The sequence below is a fragment of the Pseudonocardia wallangbongensis genome (assembly GCF_054486945.1).
This window is the reverse complement of the sequence record NZ_JBRERS010000011.1, coordinates 16,064-37,986: the sequence shown is the minus strand read 5'-3', so window position 1 is coordinate 37,986 and position 21,923 is coordinate 16,064. Positions and strand designations below refer to the sequence as shown.

25 protein-coding genes and 1 tRNA gene are annotated in these 21,923 nt (G+C 70.0%); 9 read left to right on the top strand and 17 right to left on the bottom strand.

The features are described 5' to 3' along the window. Nucleotides 1–16 precede the first annotated feature (16 nt). The 3 genes from ACU436_RS31870 to ectA are packed head-to-tail and all read right to left on the bottom strand — an operon-like array spanning nucleotide 17 to nucleotide 2,254. Entirely contained in the window at nucleotides 17–427 is a 411-nt protein-coding gene (locus ACU436_RS31870; RefSeq protein ID WP_459030728.1) for an ectoine synthase, read from the bottom strand. Then, nucleotides 424–1,692 carry a diaminobutyrate--2-oxoglutarate transaminase gene (gene ectB / locus ACU436_RS31865; protein ID WP_459030727.1) on the bottom strand — a complete coding sequence of 423 codons (1,269 nt, stop codon included), beginning with the start codon at nucleotides 1,690–1,692 and terminating at the stop codon, nucleotides 424–426. Before ectB ends, ACU436_RS31870 begins: the two co-directional genes overlap by 4 nt. Nucleotides 1,693–1,729: 37 nt before the next feature. Beyond that, on the bottom strand, nucleotides 1,730–2,254 hold the full coding sequence (gene ectA, locus ACU436_RS31860) for a diaminobutyrate acetyltransferase (protein ID WP_459030726.1): 525 nt from the start codon (nucleotides 2,252–2,254) through the stop codon (nucleotides 1,730–1,732). 250 nt (nucleotides 2,255–2,504) lie between these two features. On the opposite strand from ectA, the gene ACU436_RS31855 reads away from it, so the two are divergent. Next, nucleotides 2,505–3,290 (top strand): SDR family NAD(P)-dependent oxidoreductase, encoded by a 786-nt coding sequence (locus tag ACU436_RS31855; RefSeq protein ID WP_459030725.1) that lies wholly within the window; start codon nucleotides 2,505–2,507, stop codon nucleotides 3,288–3,290. Here ACU436_RS31855 and ACU436_RS31850 read toward each other — a convergent pair. Then, nucleotides 3,217–4,203 (bottom strand): hypothetical protein, encoded by a 987-nt coding sequence (locus tag ACU436_RS31850; RefSeq protein WP_459030724.1) that lies wholly within the window; start codon nucleotides 4,201–4,203, stop codon nucleotides 3,217–3,219. The genes ACU436_RS31855 and ACU436_RS31850 overlap by 74 nt on opposite strands. Nucleotides 4,204–4,431: 228 nt before the next feature. On the opposite strand from ACU436_RS31850, the gene ACU436_RS31845 reads away from it, so the two are divergent. Then, nucleotides 4,432–5,613, top strand: a complete 1,182-nt coding sequence (locus ACU436_RS31845; protein ID WP_459030723.1) for an acyl-CoA dehydrogenase family protein — start codon at nucleotides 4,432–4,434, stop codon at nucleotides 5,611–5,613. After that, complete coding sequence (locus tag ACU436_RS31840) at nucleotides 5,603–5,884, top strand: mycothiol transferase (RefSeq protein WP_459030722.1); 282 nt, start codon at nucleotides 5,603–5,605, stop codon at nucleotides 5,882–5,884. Before ACU436_RS31845 ends, ACU436_RS31840 begins: the two co-directional genes overlap by 11 nt. On the opposite strand, the gene ACU436_RS31835 is transcribed toward ACU436_RS31840, so the two are convergent. The 3 genes from ACU436_RS31835 to ACU436_RS31825 form a co-directional block, all read right to left on the bottom strand. Further along, entirely contained in the window at nucleotides 5,848–6,441 is a 594-nt protein-coding gene (locus ACU436_RS31835; RefSeq protein ID WP_459030721.1) for a DUF6886 family protein, read from the bottom strand. The genes ACU436_RS31840 and ACU436_RS31835 overlap by 37 nt on opposite strands. Before the next feature lie 160 nt (nucleotides 6,442–6,601). Then, nucleotides 6,602–7,498 (bottom strand): alpha/beta fold hydrolase, encoded by an 897-nt coding sequence (locus ACU436_RS31830; RefSeq protein WP_459030720.1) that lies wholly within the window; start codon nucleotides 7,496–7,498, stop codon nucleotides 6,602–6,604. A gap of 319 nt (nucleotides 7,499–7,817) precedes the next feature. Further along, a complete protein-coding gene (locus tag ACU436_RS31825; protein ID WP_459030719.1) occupies nucleotides 7,818–8,117 on the bottom strand; it encodes a hypothetical protein in 300 nt (99 codons plus the stop codon). 111 nt (nucleotides 8,118–8,228) lie between these two features. Between ACU436_RS31825 and ACU436_RS31820 the strand changes: the two genes are divergently transcribed. Continuing rightward, the gene (locus ACU436_RS31820) at nucleotides 8,229–8,423 is read left to right on the top strand and encodes a helix-turn-helix domain-containing protein (protein WP_459030718.1); all 195 of its coding nucleotides are present in this window, start codon (nucleotides 8,229–8,231) and stop codon (nucleotides 8,421–8,423) included. 75 nt (nucleotides 8,424–8,498) lie between these two features. Here ACU436_RS31820 and ACU436_RS31815 read toward each other — a convergent pair whose 3' ends face one another. After that, entirely contained in the window at nucleotides 8,499–8,903 is a 405-nt protein-coding gene (locus ACU436_RS31815; RefSeq protein WP_459030717.1) for a VOC family protein, read from the bottom strand. 898 nt (nucleotides 8,904–9,801) lie between these two features. Between ACU436_RS31815 and ACU436_RS31810 the strand changes: the two genes are divergently transcribed. Beyond that, nucleotides 9,802–10,857 carry a class I SAM-dependent methyltransferase gene (locus tag ACU436_RS31810; protein WP_459030716.1) on the top strand — a complete coding sequence of 352 codons (1,056 nt, stop codon included), beginning with the start codon at nucleotides 9,802–9,804 and terminating at the stop codon, nucleotides 10,855–10,857. A gap of 27 nt (nucleotides 10,858–10,884) precedes the next feature. Here ACU436_RS31810 and ACU436_RS31805 read toward each other — a convergent pair whose 3' ends face one another. After that, nucleotides 10,885–12,639 (bottom strand): serine hydrolase domain-containing protein, encoded by a 1,755-nt coding sequence (locus tag ACU436_RS31805; RefSeq protein WP_459030715.1) that lies wholly within the window; start codon nucleotides 12,637–12,639, stop codon nucleotides 10,885–10,887. Between the two features lie 4 nt (nucleotides 12,640–12,643). Between ACU436_RS31805 and ACU436_RS31800 the strand changes: the two genes are divergently transcribed. Next, on the top strand, nucleotides 12,644–13,228 hold the full coding sequence (locus tag ACU436_RS31800) for a TauD/TfdA family dioxygenase (protein ID WP_459030714.1): 585 nt from the start codon (nucleotides 12,644–12,646) through the stop codon (nucleotides 13,226–13,228). A gap of 269 nt (nucleotides 13,229–13,497) precedes the next feature. Here the strand turns inward: ACU436_RS31800 and ACU436_RS31795 are convergent, their stop codons facing one another. After that, nucleotides 13,498–14,310: a PaaX family transcriptional regulator C-terminal domain-containing protein gene (locus ACU436_RS31795; protein WP_459030713.1), complete on the bottom strand. Its 813-nt coding sequence runs from the start codon at nucleotides 14,308–14,310 to the stop codon at nucleotides 13,498–13,500. 52 nt (nucleotides 14,311–14,362) lie between these two features. On the opposite strand from ACU436_RS31795, the gene ACU436_RS31790 reads away from it, so the two are divergent. Then, nucleotides 14,363–15,082, top strand: coding sequence for a VC0807 family protein (locus ACU436_RS31790; protein ID WP_459030712.1), 720 nt, complete (start codon nucleotides 14,363–14,365; stop codon nucleotides 15,080–15,082). A 281-nt stretch (nucleotides 15,083–15,363) separates the two neighbouring features. Here ACU436_RS31790 and ACU436_RS31785 read toward each other — a convergent pair whose 3' ends face one another. The 5 genes from ACU436_RS31785 to ACU436_RS31765 all read right to left on the bottom strand — a co-directional run bounded on the left by ACU436_RS31785 (nucleotide 15,364) and on the right by ACU436_RS31765 (nucleotide 18,926). Continuing rightward, entirely contained in the window at nucleotides 15,364–15,777 is a 414-nt protein-coding gene (locus ACU436_RS31785; protein WP_459030711.1) for a type II toxin-antitoxin system VapC family toxin, read from the bottom strand. A gap of 7 nt (nucleotides 15,778–15,784) precedes the next feature. Further along, nucleotides 15,785–16,036: a hypothetical protein gene (locus ACU436_RS31780; protein WP_459030710.1), complete on the bottom strand. Its 252-nt coding sequence runs from the start codon at nucleotides 16,034–16,036 to the stop codon at nucleotides 15,785–15,787. A gap of 206 nt (nucleotides 16,037–16,242) precedes the next feature. After that, complete coding sequence (locus ACU436_RS31775; RefSeq protein ID WP_459030709.1) at nucleotides 16,243–16,701, bottom strand: hypothetical protein; 459 nt, start codon at nucleotides 16,699–16,701, stop codon at nucleotides 16,243–16,245. A gap of 812 nt (nucleotides 16,702–17,513) precedes the next feature. After that, on the bottom strand, nucleotides 17,514–17,663 hold the full coding sequence (locus tag ACU436_RS31770) for a hypothetical protein (RefSeq protein WP_459030708.1): 150 nt from the start codon (nucleotides 17,661–17,663) through the stop codon (nucleotides 17,514–17,516). A 15-nt stretch (nucleotides 17,664–17,678) separates the two neighbouring features. Then, nucleotides 17,679–18,926, bottom strand: a complete 1,248-nt coding sequence (locus ACU436_RS31765) for an alpha/beta hydrolase fold domain-containing protein (RefSeq protein WP_459030707.1) — start codon at nucleotides 18,924–18,926, stop codon at nucleotides 17,679–17,681. Between the two features lie 102 nt (nucleotides 18,927–19,028). Between ACU436_RS31765 and ACU436_RS31760 the strand changes: the two genes are divergently transcribed. Beyond that, nucleotides 19,029–19,664 carry a dihydrofolate reductase family protein gene (locus tag ACU436_RS31760; protein WP_459030706.1) on the top strand — a complete coding sequence of 212 codons (636 nt, stop codon included), beginning with the start codon at nucleotides 19,029–19,031 and terminating at the stop codon, nucleotides 19,662–19,664. Between the two features lie 360 nt (nucleotides 19,665–20,024). On the opposite strand, the gene ACU436_RS31755 is transcribed toward ACU436_RS31760, so the two are convergent. Together ACU436_RS31755 and ACU436_RS31750 are read right to left on the bottom strand one after the other, a co-directional pair. Beyond that, complete coding sequence (locus tag ACU436_RS31755) at nucleotides 20,025–20,255, bottom strand: DUF433 domain-containing protein (RefSeq protein WP_459030899.1); 231 nt, start codon at nucleotides 20,253–20,255, stop codon at nucleotides 20,025–20,027. 57 nt (nucleotides 20,256–20,312) lie between these two features. Next, nucleotides 20,313–20,384, bottom strand: a tRNA-Thr gene (locus ACU436_RS31750). A gap of 205 nt (nucleotides 20,385–20,589) precedes the next feature. On the opposite strand from ACU436_RS31750, the gene ACU436_RS31745 reads away from it, so the two are divergent. Next, a complete protein-coding gene (locus ACU436_RS31745; protein WP_459030705.1) occupies nucleotides 20,590–21,906 on the top strand; it encodes a threonine/serine exporter family protein in 1,317 nt (438 codons plus the stop codon). Nucleotides 21,907–21,923: the final 17 nt, after the last annotated feature.

Below are 21,923 nucleotides of genomic sequence, written 5' to 3'. Positions count from 1 at the left end.
GGGGCGGCGACCTCCCTCAGGAAGCCTCCGCCGCCGGTGCGGGCTCGACGATCAGTGGGTACACGCCGTTCTCGTCGTGCACCTCGCGTCCGGTCACCGGCGGGTTGAACACGCACACCGTGCGCATCTGCGTGCGCGGGCGCAGCTGGTGGTGCTCATGGCCGTTGAGGACGTAGACCGAACCCGGGCCGAGCTTGTAGGTGACGTCGTTGTCCTTGTCGGTGAGCTCGCCCTCGCCCTCGATGACCCAGACGGCCTCGATGTGGTTGGCGTACCAGAAGTCGTTGACCGACCCGGCGTCGAGCACGGTCTCGTGCAGCGAGAACCCGACGCCGTCGCCGGCCAGCACGATGCGCTTGCTGCGCCAGTGCGGCGTCTCGACGTCGCGCTCGGTGCCGGTGATCTCCTCGAGCGTACGGACGATCACGCGGACATCCCTTCGGTGACGGCCCGGACGGACTCGGCGACCACCGCCAGTCCCTCCTCCAGCTCGGCATCGGTGATCGTGAGCGGCGGCATCAGCTTCATGACCTCGTCGGTGGGACCAGCCGTTTCGATGATCAGCCCCCGCTCGAACGCCGCGGCGCACGACTTGGCGGCCAGCTCGGGCTGGGAGAAGGACAGGCCGCGGGCGAGGCCGCGTCCCTTGGGCGTGAGCTCCACGCTGTCCGACGAGGCCGCCAGCTCGGCGAGGGTGGCCTCCACCCGCTCACCCTTGGCGACGGTGGAGCGTTCGAGCACGTCGTCGGTCCAGAACTCGCGCAGCGCCGCGGTGGCGGTGACGAACGCGGGGTTGTGCCCCCGGAACGTGCCGTTGTGCTCACCGGGGCCCCACTGGTCGAGCTCGGGCTTGATGAGAGTGAGGGCCATCGGCAGGCCGTAGCCGCTGATCGACTTGGAGAGGCAGACGATGTCGGGCCGGATACCGGCCGCCTCGAACGAGAAGAACGGGCCGGTGCGGCCGACGCCCATCTGCACGTCGTCGACGATCAGGATCATGCCGTGGCGCCGGCACAGGTCCTCGAGCCCCTGCAACCACTCGATGCGGGCCGGGTTGATCCCGCCCTCGCCCTGCACCGTCTCGACGATGACGCCCGCGGGCTCGTTCAGGCCGCTCCCCGCGTCCTCGAGGAGTTTCTCGAACATCAAGAAGTCCGGGACCGTGCCGTCGAAGTAGTTGTCGAACGGCATCGGGGTGGCGTGCACGAGCGGGACGCCCGCGCCGCCGCGTTTCATGGAGTTCCCGGTGACGGACAGGGCGCCCAGCGTCATGCCGTGGAACCCGTTCGTAAAGTTGATCATCGACTCGCGGCCGGTGATCTTGCGCGCGAGCTTGAGGGCCGACTCGACGGTGTTGGCGCCGGTCGGCCCCGGGAACTGGACCTTGTAGTCGAGACCGCGCGGTTTCAGCACGAGATCCTCGAACGCGCGCAGGAACTCACCCTTGGCCGTGGTGTACATGTCGAGGCCATGGGTGATGCCGTCGCGCGCGAGGTACTCCAGGAGCGGCTTTTTCAGCGCCGGCGGATTGTGCCCGTAGTTGAGCGCCCCCGCTCCGGCGAAGAAGTCGAGATATTTTTTTCCTTCAACGTCGGTGATCGTCGACCCTTTTGCGGTGTCGAAGACCACCGGCCAGTTGCGACAGTAACTGCGGACCTCGGACTCGAGGTCGTCGAAAACGGTCGTTTCCACGGGCCTCCCCCTGTGAAACGGCATAGTGATCGTCCGGTCAGCGGTTGACCGGTCCGATCCGGAACAAGATCTCTGGTTCGTGGCCGTCGCCGAGCAGCTCGGCCGCGAACAGCTCGGTACGGCTCACCGGAGCACCGCGCCGCTCGGCGAAGCGGCTGAACAGCGCGATGGACCCCGTGTTGTCGGGCGTGACGGTGGCCTCGAGGTGGTCGACCCCGGGTACCCGGTCGAACAGCGCGTCGAGCATCGCTGCCGCCACGCCCTGCCCGCGGGCCGCGGCATCCACCCCGACCTGCCAGACGACCAGCGTGGACGGCTCCTCCGGCCGACGGTACCCGGTGACGAACCCCTGCACCTCCCCATCGCGGCGCGCCACCACCGACGTGGCGGCGAAATCACGACACCACAACAGGTAGGAGTATCGAGAGTTGACGTCAAGGACTCCGGTGGCCTCGGCGAGGCGCCAGCACGCGACACCATCGGAGACCTCCGGGCGACCGATCGTCAGCTGATCCCCTGGTTTCGGACGTGCCCGGTCGGGGGATCCAGCAAGTGCGGTCATGTCAGGGGAACTTAACAGGCCGGAAACCGGCCTGCCGACGCCTGATCGGCCAGACCGGGTAGAAAATGTGAGCGCTATCACATTCACGTTTGACGATCACGACGGCCGGGAACGAGGCCGTTCCACCAGGTCACAGGGCGATTTCGACCCTTCCGCCCAGGGTCGACAGGCACAGTTTCGACCGGCGATCACGAAATCGCAACAACCGTCACACCGCCGGAGATCGTAAGGTCATCGTTAGGCTGGTGTCGTGCCGTCCGACCTCGCGCCGCGGTCCGTCGTCGTCACCGGAGGAGGCCGCGGCGTCGGCGCTGCCGTGGTCGATCGGCTGCTGCGCGACGGCGCCCACGTGGTCGCGATCGAACTCGACGCCGGCGCCCTCCACCGGTTCGCCGACCACCCCCGCGCGATCGGCGTCACCGGCAGCGCCGCCGACGCCACGGTCACCGAGGAGGCCGCCGACCGCGCCGAGCACGCCGCGCCGCTCACCGGCTGGGTCAACAACGCCGCCGTCTTCCGCGACGCCTCGGTGCACAGCGCCCCGGCACCGGAGATCCTCGAGCTCGTCCACACCAACCTCGCCCCCGCCGTCGTCGGCGCCACCACGGCGGTGCGCCGGTTCCTCGCGGCCGGCACCGGCGGCGCGATCGTCAACGTCTCGTCGCACCAGGCCCAGCGCGCGGTGCCCGGCTGCACGCCGTACGTCACGGCGAAGGCGGCGATCGAGGGCCTCACGCGCGCGCTCGCCGTCGAGTACGGTGCGCGCGGCGTGCGGGTGAACGCCGTGGCCCTCGGCTCGATCGCCACCGAGCGCTACGCGGCGTTCCTCGACGGGCTCGGCCCCGGGGCCGCTGCGCACGTCGAGGAGGAGATGCGGCGGATCCACCCGCTCGGCCGGGTGGGCGCGGCCGCCGAGGCGGCGTCCGTGATCGCGCACCTGCTGTCCGACGACGCCGCGTACGTCACGGGCGCCACGGTTCCGGTGGACGGCGGCAGGTCGGTGCTCGCCCGTGACCCGGAGGCGCACGAGAGCTGAGCACCCGCAGCGCGTTCAGCGTGACCATCTGGTGCGCCGCGGGGCCCCAGTCGACGGCCTCGGCCATCCCCGCCGAGCCGGGCGGCCGCCACCACGGGCGCACGGCACGCCAGCCGCCGTCGCGACGTTGCTTCCCGGCCACCACGTCGCGGGCCCGCCGGGTCCGCGGATCGTCCTGGAGACCAGCCCGGTCGAGCACAACGAGCGCTTGCAGCACGTCGTAGTGCCAGTACGGCGGGTGGTGCAGGTCGACGACCGATCGGTGCAGCGGCCGGTCCGTACCGGCCGCGAACACGACGTGGCGCGCCAACAGCACCTCGGCCGCAGCCTCCGCGGCCCGGCGGGCACGCACGTCACCCGTCGCCGTCGCGTACTCGTGCAGGCCCCACAGCGCGGGCAACGTCTCGTGCACCGACGAACGTGACGCGGCGCGGCGCCGGTCGCAGTTCCAGCCGCCGTCCGGCCATCGACCGGCGACGAGGTGCCCGACGAGGCGGTCGACCCGCTCGTCGCCGGCCATTCCGAGCCGGCAGGCCACTGCCACCGCGTTCCCCTCCTGGGAGGCGTGCATCCGGCGGCGGCCGTCCACCACCGGCACACCGGCGAGCCGATCGGTGGCGGCCCAGTACCCGAGCACCGCGTCCGCAGCCCGCACCGCAGGTCCGTACCCGGCCGGGACGCCGAGCTCGACGAGCGAGACGAGCCGCCAGTGCGCCCCGGCCCACTTGCCGTACGGCCGTTCCAGCGCGGGCCGGCCCTCGAGCCCGGCGAGCAGCCCGCGCACCATGGGACTCCGCAGGACCTCCTCGTCCGGGTCCGGGTCGTCGAGGAGCTCGCGGCGGGCCAGCGCGCGGACGGCGGGGTCGGCGTCGATGGCCAGCTGCGCGGCGACGGCATCCGGCGCTGGAGGCACCAGGGCATCACAGCACAGAAGTGGCCGGCGGCATGACCAGTCGTCGGAGTGAACAGAGGGGAGAAAGGGCTGCGACGATCGTTGAAATCGGGACATAACCCTCGAATTCGGGCGCCGGATCCCGAGCCCGCCGATAACGCAACGCCCACCCGATGCGGCGGCTCCAGCATCGCCGCCTTCCCGAGCGTTCCGTGACACCCACCACCGCCTGCCGACAGAATCCGGGACATGTCGACGACGACCAGCGAACGGGGCGGGCAGATCCTCGCCGAGGCCGATCGGCTCGCGCGGACGTTCGCCGGGCGCGCGGCCGAGCACGACCGCGAGGCCTCGTTCCCCCACGACAACTACGCCGACCTCGCCGAGGCGAGGATCATGCGGATGTCGGTGCCCGAGGAGCTCGGCGGCTCCGGCGCGGGGCTGCCCGAGGTCGTCGGGGTGCTGGAGCGCATCGCGTCCGCGGACGGTTCGACGGCGCTGTCGCTGGCCATGCACATCTCGCCGCTCGGCCAGTGGGCGAGCGTGTGGCGGCGCACCGGGGACGAGCGGCTCGCCGGCCTGCTCCGCCGGGCCGCGGAGGGCACCCTCGTGTGGGCGGCGCTCACCGCGGAGCGCGGGCTGGCCAACCGCATGACCGACGCCAACACGGTGGCCCGGCGCACCGACGGTGGCTACCTGCTCACCGGGCGGAAGATCTTCGCGACGAACTCGGCGATCGCCACCGACTTCTCCACCACCGCACGCGACCAGGACGCCGAGGGTGGCCCGCGGCTGCTGCTGTGCGCGGTCTCCATGAACTCCCGGGGCATCCGGGTGCACCCCACCTGGGACACCCTGGGGATGCGCTCCACCCGCAGCGACGACCTTGAGTTCGACGGCGTGTTCGTGCCGGACTCCGCGGTCGTCCACTCGCTGCCGATCGGCCACCTCGACCGGCGCGTCATGGAGACGGTGTGGGCGTGGGCGATGCCGGCGTTCGCCGCCGTCTACACCGGTGTCGCGAACGGGGCCATGCGGTGGACCGTCGACCGGATCACCGCCTCGAGCCGCGGCACCGACCCGGTGGTGCAGGACGCCGTCGGGCACTGCCGCATGCTGCTGGAGTCGTCGCGGGCGGTGATCCACCGGCACGTCGAGGAGGTCGTCTCCCGCGAGCTGCACGCCATGGACGTGCAAGAGGCCGTGGCGCGCTGCATCACCGTCAAGCACGTAGCAGCGCACCACGCCACCGAGATCCTGCAGCGGCTGGCCGAGGTGAACGGCGGCGCCGCGTTCGGCCGTGCCGTGCCCTTCGAGCGGATGTGGCGCGACGTCCAGGCCGGGCCGATCATGCCGATGGGCAGCATCGCCGCCCGCCAGTTCGTCGGGGCCACCGAGCTGGGCGTCGAGGTCGCGCCGGTTGCCCCGTAGCGGTGCCCGCGTCACCCTGCACCGCGTCCTCGTGCACATGATCGCCGAGACCCACCGCCACGCGGGCCACGCCGACATCGTGCGGGAGCTGGTGGACGGCACGGTCGGCATGCGGCGCGCCGGGGACGACATGGTCGAGGGCGACGCGGCCTGGTGGGCCGATTACCCGGGACCGGCTCGAGCGGCTGGCCGAGGGCTGAGAGGTACCGGATCCGCGCCGCGGTGCGTGCGGCGCTACGAGCGCACGTTCCGGCGGCCGTCGGGGCGCTGATCCGGCCGCGCGTTCCGCAACCGGATGCCGCTGAACCCGAGCGTGCTCGCCACGATCGCATCCCAGAGCGGCCACAGCCGCGGGAGCACGCGCAGCTCGATGCCGGCTTCCTCGTGGAGAGTGAAGAGGTCGCCGACCCGCTCCGGCGGCCCGAGCGGCCGGACCGGCACCTCCGCGACGTGGGCGGTCGGCTCCGGCTCGCCTTGCAGGCGCGCGGGCTCCGGCTCCCCGAACGGGCGGAACCGCTCGGCAGGCAGCCGGTAGGCGTACAGCCGCACCGAGCGCATCCGTTCCAGCCACGCGTACTCCACGGCGTGCAGGCGGGGCGCCCCGGACGGGCCGAGGATCCGGCCCACGTCCGCGGCCGTGGTGCCCGCGACCGACCACGCGAGCACCCGCGGGCACTGGCGCGGGAACCAGTACCCAGGCGCCCGCTTCGCGTCGACCGCCCACACGTAGGCGCCCGGCACGCGAGCGGTGGCGGCGACGTGCGGGACGAACTCGGTGATCGCCGGGTCCTCGGAGAAGTGGAGGACCTCGCCGTCACCAGGGCGCACGGCCGCCGACGCTCATTTCCTGCCGTGCTCGGCGCGGTCGTCCTGCAGCCCCACGCCGCCGATACTGCCACGGCCGCCTTGCCGCCAGCGATCTCTTCGTCGTGTTTCGGGTCTGCCGGTGCCGCCGTCGTCGTGATCAGCCTGCGCTCCCGCAGCTCACCTACTCCGTGCCGTCCAGGAATCCGATGATCCGCTTGTTGATCTCGGTCGGCCGCTCGACCATCATGAAGTGCCCGACTCCCTCGATCAGCTCGGACCGCGAGCCGGGTCCGCACAGCGTCGGTACGCGGTCCACCTGCGCCTGCGACATCCCGTGGCAGCCGTCCTGGGTGCCGTGCAGGTACAGGGTCGGTTGGGTGATGTTCGCGCCCCACGCGTCCGCCTGCTCGGCCACCCATTCCGGTGATCCGAACCGCGTGGGGTCGAACTGGCAGCGGTAGTAGCCGAGCGCGGCCTGGAAGTGGGCCGGATCACGGATGCAGTCCTTGACGTGAGGCAGGTCCTCGCTCGCGTCGTACCCGGGCGACCAGTCGCCCCAGATCCGATCGATGAACGCGAAGTCGTCGGCCGCGATCACGTCGGCGGCCACGTGCAGCATCTGGAAGTACCAGAAGTAGAACGAACGCTTGATCTGGTCGTAGGTGGGGATGTTCGCACCGAAGATCTCGAACGGCGGAATGTTGACGACGATGCAGCGCCGCCACCGGTCGGGGGCCTTCCCGGCCGCGCCCCACGCCCCGACCGCACCCCAGTCGTGTGCGACGAGGATCGCGTCGCCGTCACCTCCGAGCGCCTCGTGCAGCGCGTTCTGGTCGGCCACCATCGTGCTCGTGTGGACGTGGTGGCGATCCGCCGGCAGCTCCGTGGGAGCGAACCCGCGGTTGAACGGTGCGACCGCCCGGTACCCGGCGTCGGCGAGCGCCGGCAGGAGGTGCCGGTAGCTGTAGGGCGAGTCGGGGAACCCGTGCACGCACAGCGCGAGCGGCCCCTTCCCCATCGAGAGGTACTCGAAGCCCAGCCCGTTCGCCCGGACCGACCCCCGCTCGAACTCCGCCATCACATGCCTCCTCGCTCGACCCGAGGTCCACGAAGATGGGGCCCGCCGGGGCGCTGCGGAAGGCCTGGTGGTGCGGTCAGCGCCGAACTGCAGGAGGTGCCGCCGCCCGGCCCATCCCCGTTCGGGCGGACGCGCGGCAGGCCCGGCGGCGAGCTGAGCCGAACGCCCGGCGTCACCCCTCCGTCGCGGCTGGTCGGTGGTGGCGACGGGTCTCGCGGTACTCGCCCGGCGGGAGGCCGTAGGTCGCCCGGAAGGCCCGGCTGAACTGCGGGGCGGTCGAGCAGCGCGCGGCCCAGTCGCGCGCCACCAGGCCGGCCGGTCACCGCGGCTCCGGAGGGCGGGTCCAGAGACCACGGGGCCTCCGGTGGCGCGTTCCGCGGAACGGCCGGTTGACCGCCTCCTTCACGAACCACCACCCCTCCTCCTCGGTCTCCGCCCACCCGTGCGAGGACTTCCCATCGTCCAGCACCACCGTCCACCGGAACCGCCCCGAACGCCGGTGGAACGACACCGACGCCCGACCCTGCTGACGGACGATCTGCAACCGCGCCTCCGCCTCGTCCGGTGCCTCACCCATCGCGAACCCGCCTCCAGGTAGCTCCGTCATCCAGAACGCCATGTTCGGCACTCTATCGAACATTCTACAGTGAGATACAGGGTCAAACGGTGTCTCTCAGTGGATGACCAGGAACAACTACCGGGCACAAGAAGCTCTACCTACCGTCGAACCATGGCCCGCCGTCCCCTGATCACGACACGGGATCTGGCACGGCATCTCCAGGTACATCCCGAGACGGTGCGGGAGTGGGTGCGTACCGGCCGGATCACCCCGGCAGCCACGACCCCCGGCGGCCAGTTCCGCTTCGACCTCGACGACGTGCTGGAGCAGCTCGGCCAGCCGAGGAAGCGACCGGAGCCCGAGTGAGCGCGGGCGCACGCCCGGGACCTGCTGGGGCTCGGAGACGACCCGGTTCCGCTCCGAAGGCCGGCGCTGTGCGCCTCAGCTCGCCGGCGGCGCGAAGAACTCGAGCGCGATGTTGTCCGGGTCGCGGAACGACAGCCCGGATCCGTAGTGGGCGTCGACGATGCCACCGTGGCCGATGCCCAGCTCGTCCAGCCTCTTGCGCCACGACTCGAGCTCGGCCCGGTCGGCGCAGGCGAACGCGACGTGGTCGAGCCCGGTTCGGCGCTCGCTGAACGCGTCACCGGCCGGGGCGCCCGGATGGGTGTGCAGGCCGAACAGGTGACCGTCGCCGATGACGAAGACCGTGTGGTGGAAGCCCCCGGTTGTCTCGTCCTCGTCGAGCACCGGCTCGGACCCGAAGAGCGCGGTGTACCAGCGCGTGCTCCGGTCGAGGTCTGCGACCGTGATTGCGACGTGAGCGATCGGAGGGAACGTGGGCATCGCTTGAAGCCTCCCGATTGTTGGTGAGCCCATCTGATCGAGGTCCACCCCAGCGTGCCTCGCCGCACCCGCCTCGCGGTACTGCCCGATCAATCAGGTTGCTCCTCCGTGCAACCAGCGGCCGGGCAACGGCGAGCGGCTGAAGCACCTGTCGGCCGTCGAGGGCGCCTTCACCGAGCAGCATGCGCCCGAAGCGGAGCCAGTCGTCGACGGTGCCGGCCAGCCCACCGGCTCCGGCGTGGAACGCGGGTTCGCTGCTCCACTGGCCGTCGGGGCCGTCGGCCAGGCTGAAGCCGCCTCCTTGGCAGGGATGGTTCGGCTGCCCGCTCGACGGCGATGAGCAGCCGCGGCCACCTCAGGACGCGCCTCTTGCGCGGAGCTGCCCGGACGGGCACCGACGGGCCCGGACCCCATCGGGGGTCGCCTGCTGAACCCGTCAGCCCGCAAGCAGCACGTGCAGAGGCGAAACGCGCCGCCGTCGCTGAACTGAGCGCCGAGTGCGGTCACCTCCGACAAACATTGATCACGGACTCGGGCGACCTGTGCGATCGGAACACACCGTCACGATCAGCTGCTCGACTCGTGAGCGGGACCCGACCGCGACCGGCTGCACCGCCGCATCGCCTCGCCTGACGTGCCCCGATGGCAACGGCGACGTTCCCGATCTGCACGTGGCGAGTGGTCCGAACGTCGATCCGCGCAGCCCGGTGTGATGACTCCGACGTTCGGATGGATGGACTGTCCGCGTGCCAGGTGCCTGCTGCACCGGGCTCGTCTGGATGGCCGAATTTCCTCATGGGTTTCTCCGAAGGCTTGACAGGAACAGGCGCAGTTCCCGCAATGGCGCGTGCACAGAACCCGATTGGTCGGTGTTCGCTGCACGGGAAGGGGATCGGCCATGGCTGTCGACGAGGCCAAGCTGAACGAGCTGCTGGGGACCTTCGTCACCGATGTCGGTGGGAGCTACCAGGCCTGCAGCGCCGTGATCGGCGACCGGTTGGGCCTGTACCGGTCGCTTCTCGCCGTGATGCCGGCCACGCCGGCGGAGGCCGCCACCGAGGCCGGCGTCGGTGAGCGGTACATGCGGGAGTGGCTCAAGGGGCAGGCCGCAGGCGGCTACGTCACCTACGACCCCGCCACCGGACGCTTCTCGCTCACCGAGGAACAGGCGTTCGCGCTGGCATCACCGGACGGGATGCAGATCGCGGCAGCGTTCCACCTCCCGGTCGCGGTCTCCAAGAACATCGAACGGATCACCGAAGCCGTCCGGACCAACGGCGGCTTCGCGTGGCACGAGCACGACCCGGGGATGTTCGAAGGGGTCGAGAGATTCTTCCGGCCCGGCTACGTCGCGAACCTGGTGTCCTCGTGGATCCCCGCGCTCGACGGGGTCGAGGAGAAACTGCGGGCCGGCGCGAAGGTCGCCGACGTCGGATGCGGGCACGGCGCGTCAACGTTGCTGCTCGCAGAGGCGTTCCCCCGCTCGAAAGTCGCCGGTTTCGACTACCACGGCCCGTCGATCGAGCAGGCACGCAAGCGCATGGCCGACGCCGGCCTCGCGGGACGGGCGACGTTCGAAGTGGCCGCCGCAGCCGACTTCCCCGGTGCCGACTACGACCTCGTGGCCATCTTCGACGCGCTGCACGACATGCCCGATCCGCTCGGCGCGGCGACGCACATCCGCGAGGCGCTCAAGCCTGACGGGACGTTCCTGCTGGTCGAGCCGTTTGCCAATGATCGGGTCGAGGACAATTTCAACCCGGTCGGCCGCCTGTACTACGGGGCGTCGACCGTCATCTGCGTCGCCCACTCGATGACCGAGGAACCGCGCACAGCGCTCGGTGCGCAGGCGGGCGAGGCGCGGCTTGCCGAGATCCTTCGCGATGCCGGTTTCACACGGTTCCGCCGGGCTGCCGAGACACCGTTCAACCTGATCCTCGAGGCGCGCCCGTAGGCCGGCCGCCGGTCAGTCCCTTGTCACCTACGCGACGTCGGGCTGTGTCATCAGCGGCGATGTCACGTGCCGTTCCAGGCTGGGGCCGGTCAGGGGCACTGTGCTCCAGTTCGCCACCGCTGTCCGCGCCTCGGCGTCGACCACCAGCCGGATCCGGTGCGGGGTGGTGATGATGTAGAGCTCGGCGACGAACGTGCTGCCCTGCCAGGCGCCGGCGGCGACGACGGGGCGGCCGAGCGGCGAGCTCTCCCGCCATCGGCCATGGCCTGCCTCGATGTCGAGGCCCGACCCGATTCGCAGGTGCCAGCCGCCATCGACGGGATCGACGACCACTGCGGTTCCGTCGGGCAGTGGCGAATCCTCGGCGGAGGCGTCGAGCCTGGCCGTGACGAGGAGTCCCGGCTCGGCCGAGCCCGGTACGGGCGCGAACGACAGCCGACGCAGCCGCTCGGCGAGGAGCGCGTCGTCCCGGGTGCCGTCGTCGCCGCCGCCACCCACCGCGGGCAGGAGGAATTCCCAGATCGCGTCGTGCACGACCTGTGCCGGCGAGTCCTCGTTCGGGTGGCCGCTGGTCACGGCAACCACGAGATCGTGCGACGGGACGACCACGCATTGCTGGCCGAAGGAGCCGTTTCCGTGGTAGCCGTGCCGCGACATCCAGAACTGGTACCCGTAACCGCACAGGAAGTCGGGGTTTCCGGGTCCGTCCGCGGGAGGCAGGGTCTCGACGTGCCGCCTGGTCGCGAGCTCCACCCATTCGCGCGGGACGAGCTGCCGCTCGCGCCAGCGGCCGCCGCGCAGCAGCAACTCGCCGAACGCGGCGACGGCCTCGGTGGTGAGGTGCAGACCGTGGAATCCGAAGGCGGCACCGCTGGCCACCCGGTCCCACTCGGCGTGGTCGACACCCATGGGCGTGAAGAGACGCTCGTCGAGGAACTCCGGCAGCCCCCGGCCCGTGACCCGCTCCACCATCCGGGCCAGGACGAAGGTGGTCGCGTTGTCGTAGGTGTGCCGTGTTCCCTCGGCCTCGGGGAACGGCACGCGCAGGAAGCCCTTGACCAGGTCGCCCGGCTCCAGTTGCCAGGCCTCGTCGAGGCTGTCCGTGTCGTGTCCGACCGTCATGGACAGCAGGTGGTGGACGGTGATGCGGCGTCCCTGCTCGGAGACGTCGGCCGGAACGTGGTCGGGCAACACGTCCACCACCCGGTCGTCCAGCGAGAGCAGCCCGTCGGCGATCGCCAGCCCGACGGCGATCGAGGTGAACGATTTGGTCAACGAGTAGAGCAGGTGTGGACGTTCGGCCGAGTACGGCGCCCACCAGCCTTCGGCGATGACGTGACCGTGGTGCACCACCATGATCGAGTGGCATTCGATGGATCGCGCTTCGAGCCGGTCCAGCAGCGCGCCGACCGCGCGGGACGACACCCCCGCGGCGGCCGGTGTCGACCGCGGCAGCAGGGCACGCTGAGAAGGCATCCCCGGCAGCTCGTCGCTCGTCATACGCGCGATCGTGTCGATCACACTGCCCGGAGCGCAACCAGTTTGCCGAGGTCTCCTCGGATGGAGAAGTTCCCCGAGGTCGCCTGCTTCGTCGACCAGGAAATTGCTCATGCTGCTCGGACTCGACAGGCTGCCCCGGACGTCGAGTGCGGCAGGCTGGAGGTGGCACGCAGACCGAGCGTGCACGTGCTGATGGCAGCGCTTGATGCCGTGGATCGGATGAGAGGCGTGGGACATGGCGGCAATTACGCAGGTACGTAGTCCAGCGGATTGGCACGCCACCCAGATGCTGGACGATTCGGTTTGGCGGTTGTCGCTGGGTACCACCTACCGCGCCGAAGTGCTGTCCGCCCTCAGCGTGGCGGAGACTGCCGGCGTCGGACTGGACGAGGTTTCACCGAGATCTTTCCCGCTGCCACGGCTCGGCTCTCTGCTGCAGCGACTTGCGGGCGACGTGGTGCACGGTCGGGGCTTCGCGCTCGTCGACGGGGTGCCCGTCGACGGGCTGACGGATCAGCAGTGCGCGCTGGTCTCGGTCGGGATCACCAGCCACCTCGGACGTGTTGTGCCGCAAGGGTTGGAGCAGTCTCCGGTCGTGCATGTTCGCGACTCGGGCGCCGACCCGGCGCATTCGACGACCCGTAGCTACCAGCACAGTCAACGGTTGGGTTTTCATGCCGACCCGACTGACGTCGTCGCGCTGCTGTGCGTGCAGCCGGCTCGCTCCGGCGGCCGCAGCACGATCGTCAGCTCCGTCGCGGTGCACAACGCGTTTGTGGAACAACGGCCGGATCTGGCGCGGTTGCTGTACGAACCCTGGCTCGACGTCGACCAACAGTGCCTGCCCGCAGCGGGCTCGCCGAGCCAGTGATCAGCAGGAATGGGACATGAGGTGCGGATTTGCACGTCATGTCCCGGGTACGCTGATCACGGGAATCGGAGGCAGCGGGACGAGGCCGGGGCTCGACGCTGCCGTTCCCACCCGCCGAACGTTCGCGCCACGCGGCGCGAGCAGCTCAGGACCCGCCGGGCACTTCGACCCGACCGACCTGCGCGGCTGCAAGGGAAACCGTGCTCTGCCCGGCCATGAACTCCTCGAGCCAATTCCATCACCGCACCCTGCACCTGGGACCACGCGGGCTACGTCCCGGCCCGCAGGGCGGCGACGTACTCGGCGACGCGGGGGACGAGGGCCCGCAGGGACTCGGTGAGCGCCACGCGCAGTTCGTGCTGCGGCCAGTCGGGGGCGAGCAGCTGCGCCGGCAGCTCGGGATCGTCGCGGATCGCCTCGTAGATCGGCAGCGTCGCTGCGGCCAGCGCGCGCAGGGCATCGGGCCCGGCGGGCGGGTCGGCGCGCGCGTGGACGGCGGCGGCGTGCGCCGCGTCGGCGAGGACCCGGTAGCGCGCGCCCAGCTCGTCGAGCCCCCACAGCCTCATCGCCACGGTCCGGCTGTCCTCGACGGTGAGCCGCAGATGCCCGGGCAGGATCGAGGCGTCCATCGGGGCCCGGTCGAGCGTGGGGGCGAGTTCGGCGCGGCGATCGGTCGGCGCGACCAGCAGGCCGGGTCCGAGACCGCGGTAGCCGGCGATGTGGGCAGCGCGGCGCAGCGCGTCCCGGAAGCCCCGTCTGCGCTCGGGCACCTGGACGATCAGCGTGTGGAACTCCCCGTCCCACTCGGCGGCGGCCGACCCGGTCGCGTGTCGGCGGTGCCCGGCCAGCGTCGACGGCGAGGGCGCGTAGCCGGCTCTGCGGTCCACCCGGCTCGATGTGATCGACTCGGCCCGGCGCATCCGCAGGATCGTCGAGCGCGCGGCCCCCTCCGCCATGCCGAGATCGCCCAACATGCGGACCAACACCGGCCCGGGCAGCGGCGGCGACGGAGGGACCTGGGCAGCGCCGAGTACGAACAACACGAGACCGGAGGCCGTCGCCCGTTGTTCGAGATCGCTCACGGCCGGATACAGTAACGCACAAGTTCCTGATCCGTCGACGAAAGAGCTGATCATGAGCACGTCTGATCGTGGTAGGCCCGCCAGCGGCCAGTCGGCCCTCGCGAACTGGATCGTGACCCTCACCGTGAACGTCGTGCTGCCGTTCGCGACCTACGTCCTGCTGACTCGCGTGCTCGGGACCAGCGAGGTGACCGCGCTGCTCGTCTCCGGGATCTGGCCGGCGCTGGAGATCGGCTACACCGTGGTCAAGCAGCGGGTGGTCGACGAGTTCAGCGTGTTCGTGCTGATCGGCATCGTGATCGGGGTCGCCACCACGCTCCTGTCCGCCGACGCCCGCGCGGTGTTCCTCAAGGACTCGATCACGACGGGGCTGATAGGCGCGATCATGCTGGTGACGCTCGTGGTCGGGCGGCCGCTGACGTTCTACCTCGGCCGCCGCTTCGCCACCGATGGCTCTGCGGTGCAGCGGCAGTGGTGGAACGGGTTGTGGCAGTACCCGAAGTTCCGCAGTGTTCAGCGGTTCATCGGGGTGGTGTGGGGGGTGACCCTGCTCGGCGAGGCAGTGATCCGCGCGCTCCTCACCCTGACCGTCGGCACGGAACCCATGGTGTTGATCAACAGCATCGTCCCGGTCGTCGTCATCGCGGGCCTGGTCTTCTTCAGCATCGCCACCGGACGGCGGGCACAGGCGGCCGCGGCCCGGCACGGCCACGACATCACCCCGCCGGCCGCCGCGCCCGCAGGGGCGGGCGGAGTGGTCGAGGCCGGCTGATCAGGCCGTGTCCGGCACCTCGTGCAGCCGCTCGCACCACGTCCGATCTCGGAAACGCTTGCACTGAACACGTCGCTCAACAAAGACACAGGTCAGAGATCTGAGCCGGAGGTCGGGATCGAACCGACGACCTACCGCTCACAAGGTTGCCTGAACATGGCAACCAGGGCGTCTACCAGCGGAAACAGCGACCTCGACGGCGTCTAGGGTGCCTGATGTGCACATGGCGCGCGGAGTTTCGCGCCACGTTTGATGCCACGCGGGCCCTCGCTGAACGTGGGTCACGGCAGGAGGGTCAAAGCGGAGCAGTGCCGTGGTCGCACGACGGTGAAGTGGCGTCGATCGAGCGTGGCCACCTGTTCGATCTTCAGACGCTCAGCAAGTGCGATGACGCTCGCGTCACTGCCACCCAGTGGCAGGGAGGCGTACTGCTCGACGAGCTGTGCCATGCGTTCGAAGTCCACCGGTTCGAGCGGGGTCGCTGTCAGGGCGCCTTCGGCGAAGCTGCGCAGGAACATGGCCTCGACCGGTGCGCCGAAGTGGGCTCGGCCGATCATGTAGCAGACCTCGGCCACAATGGGCTGCGGGACGAGTAGCTCGTCGGTGGCGCTTTGCAGGAGGGCCGCGCAGTCGAGGTGGTGCTCGTCGGAGGTGTCGAAGGCCGCGATCAGCGGCCCGGCGTCGAGCAGGATCACTTGGGGGTCACTCGGCTGTGCGACCCATCTCGGCGCGCAGTGTGTCGCGGTAGGTCGTGCTGCGGTCTGTCGCGCCCGTCGTGACGGAGCCGATCCACGGGAGTGAGCGCCGAGGGTGGGCCATCTCGGCGTCGGCCACGACGTGGAGGTGCACGCGGGCACCTTCCGGCAGTTCTATGCCGTCGCGTCGGGCGGCTTGGGCGAGCCTGGAGGAGACAACGAACTCGAGGTCGGCGCCGTCGGCAGCGGAAGCGCTCATGATCGTCGTGCTCCTCTCGTTCTCCTGCGTTCGGTTCCAGGATCGCAGACCTGTGTGGAGATGTCAGCCGTGGCCGTCCGCGCCGATCGGTGACGCTCGCCGGGTGCACGCGTCGTCCGGCGAGGCGGTATCACCCATGAACCTTCGGTCGCTGAGTGGCTGCGAAAACGCCGCGGCATGTCGAGACGAAGGCCGAGCTGACCGAGTCACTTCCCCTGCTGTAGCGCACCGAGGCGCTCGGCGACGTCCCGCAACTCGGCGGACAGGAGCGGTGTCATGTAGGTCTTGAAGACCGCCGACTTCGTCGGGCAGGCATCCAGGTTCGGACAGACCAACGGGATGGTCGCGCGGAACGCCTTCGGGAGGTTGCCGAAGGCCGGCCCGTCGAATGCCTTCTTGATTGCGATCTTCGCGCCGGAGCTGAACGCTGCCGCGACGGTCTCATCCACGCCCATCCTCTTCAGTCCCTTCTCGACACCCTCTCCAGCAAGGTCGGCGTAGGTACTGCCGTCGACGACCGTGGCGGCATCGTTGAGGAGGACGCAGAGGCTGTGGTCACGACGGTCATGGCGTCCGCCAGCAGAAGCATGCTCGATGAGTTTGTCGGCTACGTCTTCGTAGAACCCGTCCTCGTCGAAGACGTACTGAACAGCCGGACCCGCCATCCTCGTGCAGGTCCACTGATGGCCGACTTCGCATCGTCGCGGTCTTTGCGGAGACGGCGCCTGGCAATGCGACCCATGCGTCGACGAGGTAACGGTGCTGGCTCGTCAGACCGTGGTCGAGCGGGCTGGCGTCGTGGTGCGGTGCGTTGCGAAGGCACGAACAGGCTCGTTGGTTCCTGTTGTATGAACATCGTCGTCGCGGGCCAGCTCGTCCGGGCGGACACGGGGTCGGCGACTCGGTACCGGTAGTGCGTTCGAGTTGTCGAGCCGATGGTCTTGCCGGCAGCGGCTGCATCTATACAGTCCGTGACTCGGTGGCACCGCTTCGAGACTAGGTGTGACATCTTGCAGGTCACAGGGCCGAACGGTGGACTGAGGCAAACAAGCTGCGTGGGCGTTGGAATGGCCGAGGCGCGTCCGGTTCACCTCACGGACGGACGATCGGTTGGCGATACCTCCACGCGGCTCGGCGATCGACCCGTTTCGCAAGGACGATTCAGATCCTCCGGCGGTCCCGGCGGGAAGCGATCACCGTCCCGTTGCGGGCCGCTGCGTGGGTGAGCAACCACCAGGGTGAGTTGAAGACGATCTTCACCTGGATCTTGAAGTTCGCATGTGGCCAGTTCAAGACGTTGAGCCGGAGGAGAGGATCGACCCCTCGGCCTACCGCTTACAAGGCTGCCTGGACTCAGCGAACGAGCCGCCTACCTGCGAGAACAATGACCGCGGCTGCGTACTCGGTGCCGGATTGCACCCGGATCGCGGAGTTTCGCGCCGCGTTTGATGCCACGCCGCAGCGTATCGCTCTGACCTCATTTCAGCCGGGCGATCGAGACGGCGACCTCCTGCGCAGATCGAGGAGCAGACCAGGCCGAGATGCGGTCGGCGCTCGCGGCGGGCTGGACGTCGTCAAGACCGGATCCGGTCCGACCCGCGCCGCCCAGCCGTTGCAGATCGTCCATCAGCGCTCCGCGGAGCTACGACGCGCTGCTTCGATCGTGGGGGGAGGAGCGGGCAATGCGGGTGGCGTGCACGCGGTCTCCGGCGCTTCGCATCGCTTCTGCCGCTTCTGGGAGGAAGGACCAGAAGAGGGGGAAGTCGTGGGTGTTGGCGGGGTAGAGCTCCAGGCACGCCTCGACGGCGTGGCTGGTGGCGCGGTCGACCAGGAGCCTGGCGTCGTCCAGTAGCGGGTCGCCGGTGCCGGCCTGGACGAGCAGCGGTGGCAACCCGGTCAGATCAGCGTGCAGCGGGCTGATCTCGGGGTCGTTCAGCGGGTGTCCGTTCGCGTAGGACTCGAGGTAGCCGCTCAGCTGGTCGCCGGTGAGGCCGCTGCCGGCTCCCAGGTCCGGCCGGTCCGTCAGCGGGTTCCGGCTTAGATCCAGCCAGGGGCACAGCAGCAGGGCCAGCGTCGGCACCGGCACGTTCTCGGCCACCAGCCGCACCAGCAGCAGGGTGGCCAGCGCGGCGCCTGCGGAGTCCCCGGCCACGACGATCCGGCTCGGTGCGACACCGCTGTCGAGCAGCCAGCCGTAGGCCGCGAACGCGTCGTCCAGTGCTGCGGGGAACGGATGCTCCGGTGCTAGCCGGTAGTCGGGCACCACCGCTGCTGTGCGGGTGTGGCGGATCAGCGCTGCGATGGTGGCCCGGTAGCCGAACGCAGAGCCCATGATGAAGCCACCGCCGTGGAGATACAGGAGGACGGTGTCGTCGAGTGGATCCGGTGGGGACAGCCGCAGGCTCGGCACACCGCCCGCGCTGACCGGTATCACCGAGACCTCCGGCGGTGGTGGGAACTGCGCCATCATCGTTTCCAGTGCCAGTCGTTGCGCGGAGATGTCACCGAGTCCTGGTGCTTCGACGACGGGCTCCCACAACCCCCGCATCCGCGCATCCAGCTGACCGCCGACCGCACGGGTCGCCGCGATACCGCGTTCCAGTGCGGCGAGGATCTCGTGCGTGCTGTCGAGCAGCGCTTCGCCGGCAAGTGTCAGCTCCACCTGATGGGTGGAGCGTCGGAAGAGCTGGCAGCCGACGACGCGTTCCAGGGTCCGTATCTGCCGACTGAGCGCCGGTGCGGAGATGAACAGCCGTTCCGCGGCGCGGCTGAAGCTGAGCCCGTCCGCTACTTCCACGAACGCCCGCAGGTGCTTCAGATCCACGTCGGTACGCGGCACGAAAGGGAGCGCTTCGGGAGGGTCGAGCTGGTCGTCGGTGGAGGCGGGCATGCCCTCAGTATCGCGACCGGCCCGGCGAGGCGGTCTTGCGAATCCGGCAGGAGCGTGTTGCAGCATCCGACCTTCCGCGCACGGAGGCCCGCTGGGACCTTCGTGCCTATCAAGGCCGCCGAGGCGGCAACCAGTCCACCGAACAACGCCGACGTGGGCCCGCGGGCCCGGGGATGGAACGACGCGATGCGCAGTGTGGTGCTCTACGAGCTGATCTCTCTGGACGGTGTGGCAGAGGAACCGGGTGAGGGTGAATGGTTCACCGACGCCGACGAGCGGCTGATGGGCAACCTCGTTGACATCATCGGGCGCCAGGACACCGTGCTGCTCGGTCGACGGACCTACGAGAAATGGGCGCGGCAGTGGCCCAACTCGACAATGCAACCCTTCGCCGATTTCATCAACACCACCCCGAAGATCCTTTTCTCCGCGAGCGCCGCCCGGCCCGACTGGTCCGCGACCACGCAGGTCACCGACCCGGCAGCCCACTACGTCGCCGACCTGAAACGCCGCGCAGGCAACGACATCGGCATCCACGGCAGCCTCACCCTCGCGCGAACCCTGCTGCGCGAACGCCTCGTCGACGAACTGCGCCTGGTCGTCTCGCCCAGCCTGGCCGGCCGCGGGCGGCGACTGTTCGACGAGACCAGCGATCTGCAGCGTTTCAGCCTCGTCAGCGCCGATCGCTCCGGTGGGTGTCTCCTCCTCCACTACCGGAGTCACGACGCCCCGAACTGACCCGATCCGTGCGGTTCCAGCGGGACGTGTGGTTCGGCGGCGAGGACTTCACCCGAACATGGCCGGAGGGTTGGACGGACTCGCCCAGTCCCGACCATCCGGACGGGACTGACAGGTAACGCCTCTTCTCAGTGCCGTGAGACTCAAGTCCAGCGTCCGCAAGGGGGCAGGCGCACCTCCGCACCGATCCCGCTGGTGGGCGAGCACGGCGCGACGCAGAGCGCAAGTTTCGGGCCACGTTTGATGCACGGCGTGCCTACCGTCCCGGCAAGACCGCTACGCCCCCGATCCCCGCTGCGGCGAGGCGGGATCCCAGCAGCGCGACCAGCCGCGGTGACAGGTTGTTGTCGAGCAGAAGTCTCATGCCGACGTGCGCAGCGGAAGCTGACGTTCGCGGACGGTCTCGGCGGCGTAGCGCAACGCTTCCGCGACATCGGCAGGCGTGAGGTCGGGTAGGTCGGCACAGATCTCCGCCACGGACATGCCATCGGCCACCATGGACACGACGGTTGCGACGGGGATGCGCAGGCCTCGGATCGTCGGGACCCCACCCGGCCACTGACCAACCGCCGAACCCGCACCACGTTCGATCTTGAAAACCCAGTTGATGTCATTGCGAATAGAACATAACTGCAGGTCAGGAAGCGGAGCCGGAGGTCGGGATCGAACCGACGACCTACCGCTTACAAGGCGGTTGCTCTACCACTGAGCTACACCGGCGGGCACCGGCGGACATCCTAGTGGCGCGACCGACGCCCGCACCTACCCTGGGCGGCATGCGGAAGTCGATCGCCGCCTCCGTGGGCGGTGTCCGTTCGGGCGGGGCCGGATGACGCCAGGCGAACGGTTCACACGCCGGGTCCGCACTGCGCTCCGGCGGGAGGCACACGGGCTGTTGCACGCCGGCCCGCCCACGGTGCAGCTGATGCGCCCGCTCGGCCCCAGCGTTCCCGACGACGCGCGGGTGCAGCAGGTGCTCGACCTGTGCATGCGGGTGGGGGAGGTGCTGCTCTCGAGCGGCGAGAGCGTGGACGAGACCTCGCGGACGATGTTGCGGCTGGCCGCCACCGCCGGTCTGTCGGCCGTGGACGTCGACATCACGTTCAGCTCGATCACCATGTCCTGCCACCGGGGGATGGCGGCCGCGCCGGTCACGTCCATGCGGCTGGTCAACTACCGCGCCCTCGACCTCACGCGGCTGGAAGAGGTCGCCAAGATCGTCGAGCGCGTGGAGCGGGCCGAGCTGGACATCGAGGGGGCGTCGGTCGCGCTCTACGGCGCGGTCAGCGCGCCGCACCCGTACCCGCGGTGGGTCGCCACGGCCGGCTGGGCGGGGCTCGCCGGGTCGATCGCGCTCCTCCTCGGCGCCGCGCCGGTCACCGCGTTGGCGGCGTTCCTCGTGACGGGGCTCATCGACCGGCTCGGCCGGCTGCTGAACATGTGGGGGTTGCCCGCGTTCTTCCGGCAGGTCGTCGGCGGGCTGATCGGCACCGGCGCCACGCTGGCCCTCTTCGCGGCCGGCGTGATCCCGCCGGGCACGCGACCATCATTGGTGGTGGCGGCGAGCATCACGGTGCTGCTCTCGGGGCTGTCGGTCGTCAGCACGGTGCAGGACGCGATCTCGAGCTACTACGTGACGGCAGCGGGCCGGGTGGCGGAGATCGCGCTGCTTTCCGCGGGCCTGCTCACCGGTGTCGTCCTCGCGTTGAAGATCGGGATCGAGTTCGGTGTCCGGCTCGAAGTGGCCGGCGAGCTGCCGACCGGCGCGGGCCGGTTCAGCCTGTCCCTGCTGGCGGCCGCGCTCGCCGCGGGATCCTTCTCGCTGGCCGGTTACGCGCGGTGGCGGCCGCTGCTCGCGGCCGGGCTCGCGGGAGCAGCCGGCTGGGGCACGTACGGCCTGCTCACGCAGGTCCTGGCGGTCGGGCTGGTCGCGGCCACCGGCGCCGCCGCGGTCGTCGTGGGGATCGCCACCGGCCTGCTGCGCCGAGGCGGTGGCATCTCACCCCTCGTCGTCACGCTCGCCGGCATCACCCCCCTGCTGCCGGGCTACACGGCATACCGCGGCTTCTACCAGCTCTCCGTCGAGGGCCTCGCCGAGGGGCTGGTCACCGTGACGGTCGCGCTCGGCATCGGGCTCGCGCTCGCGGCGGGCGTCGCTTTCGGTGACTTCCTGGCGAGCCCGCGCCGCCCGGCTGATCCCGCTGTGACCGAATCGACACCATCGGAGCCCGACCGGCAGTAGGCTCGTGTGCTGAGCGC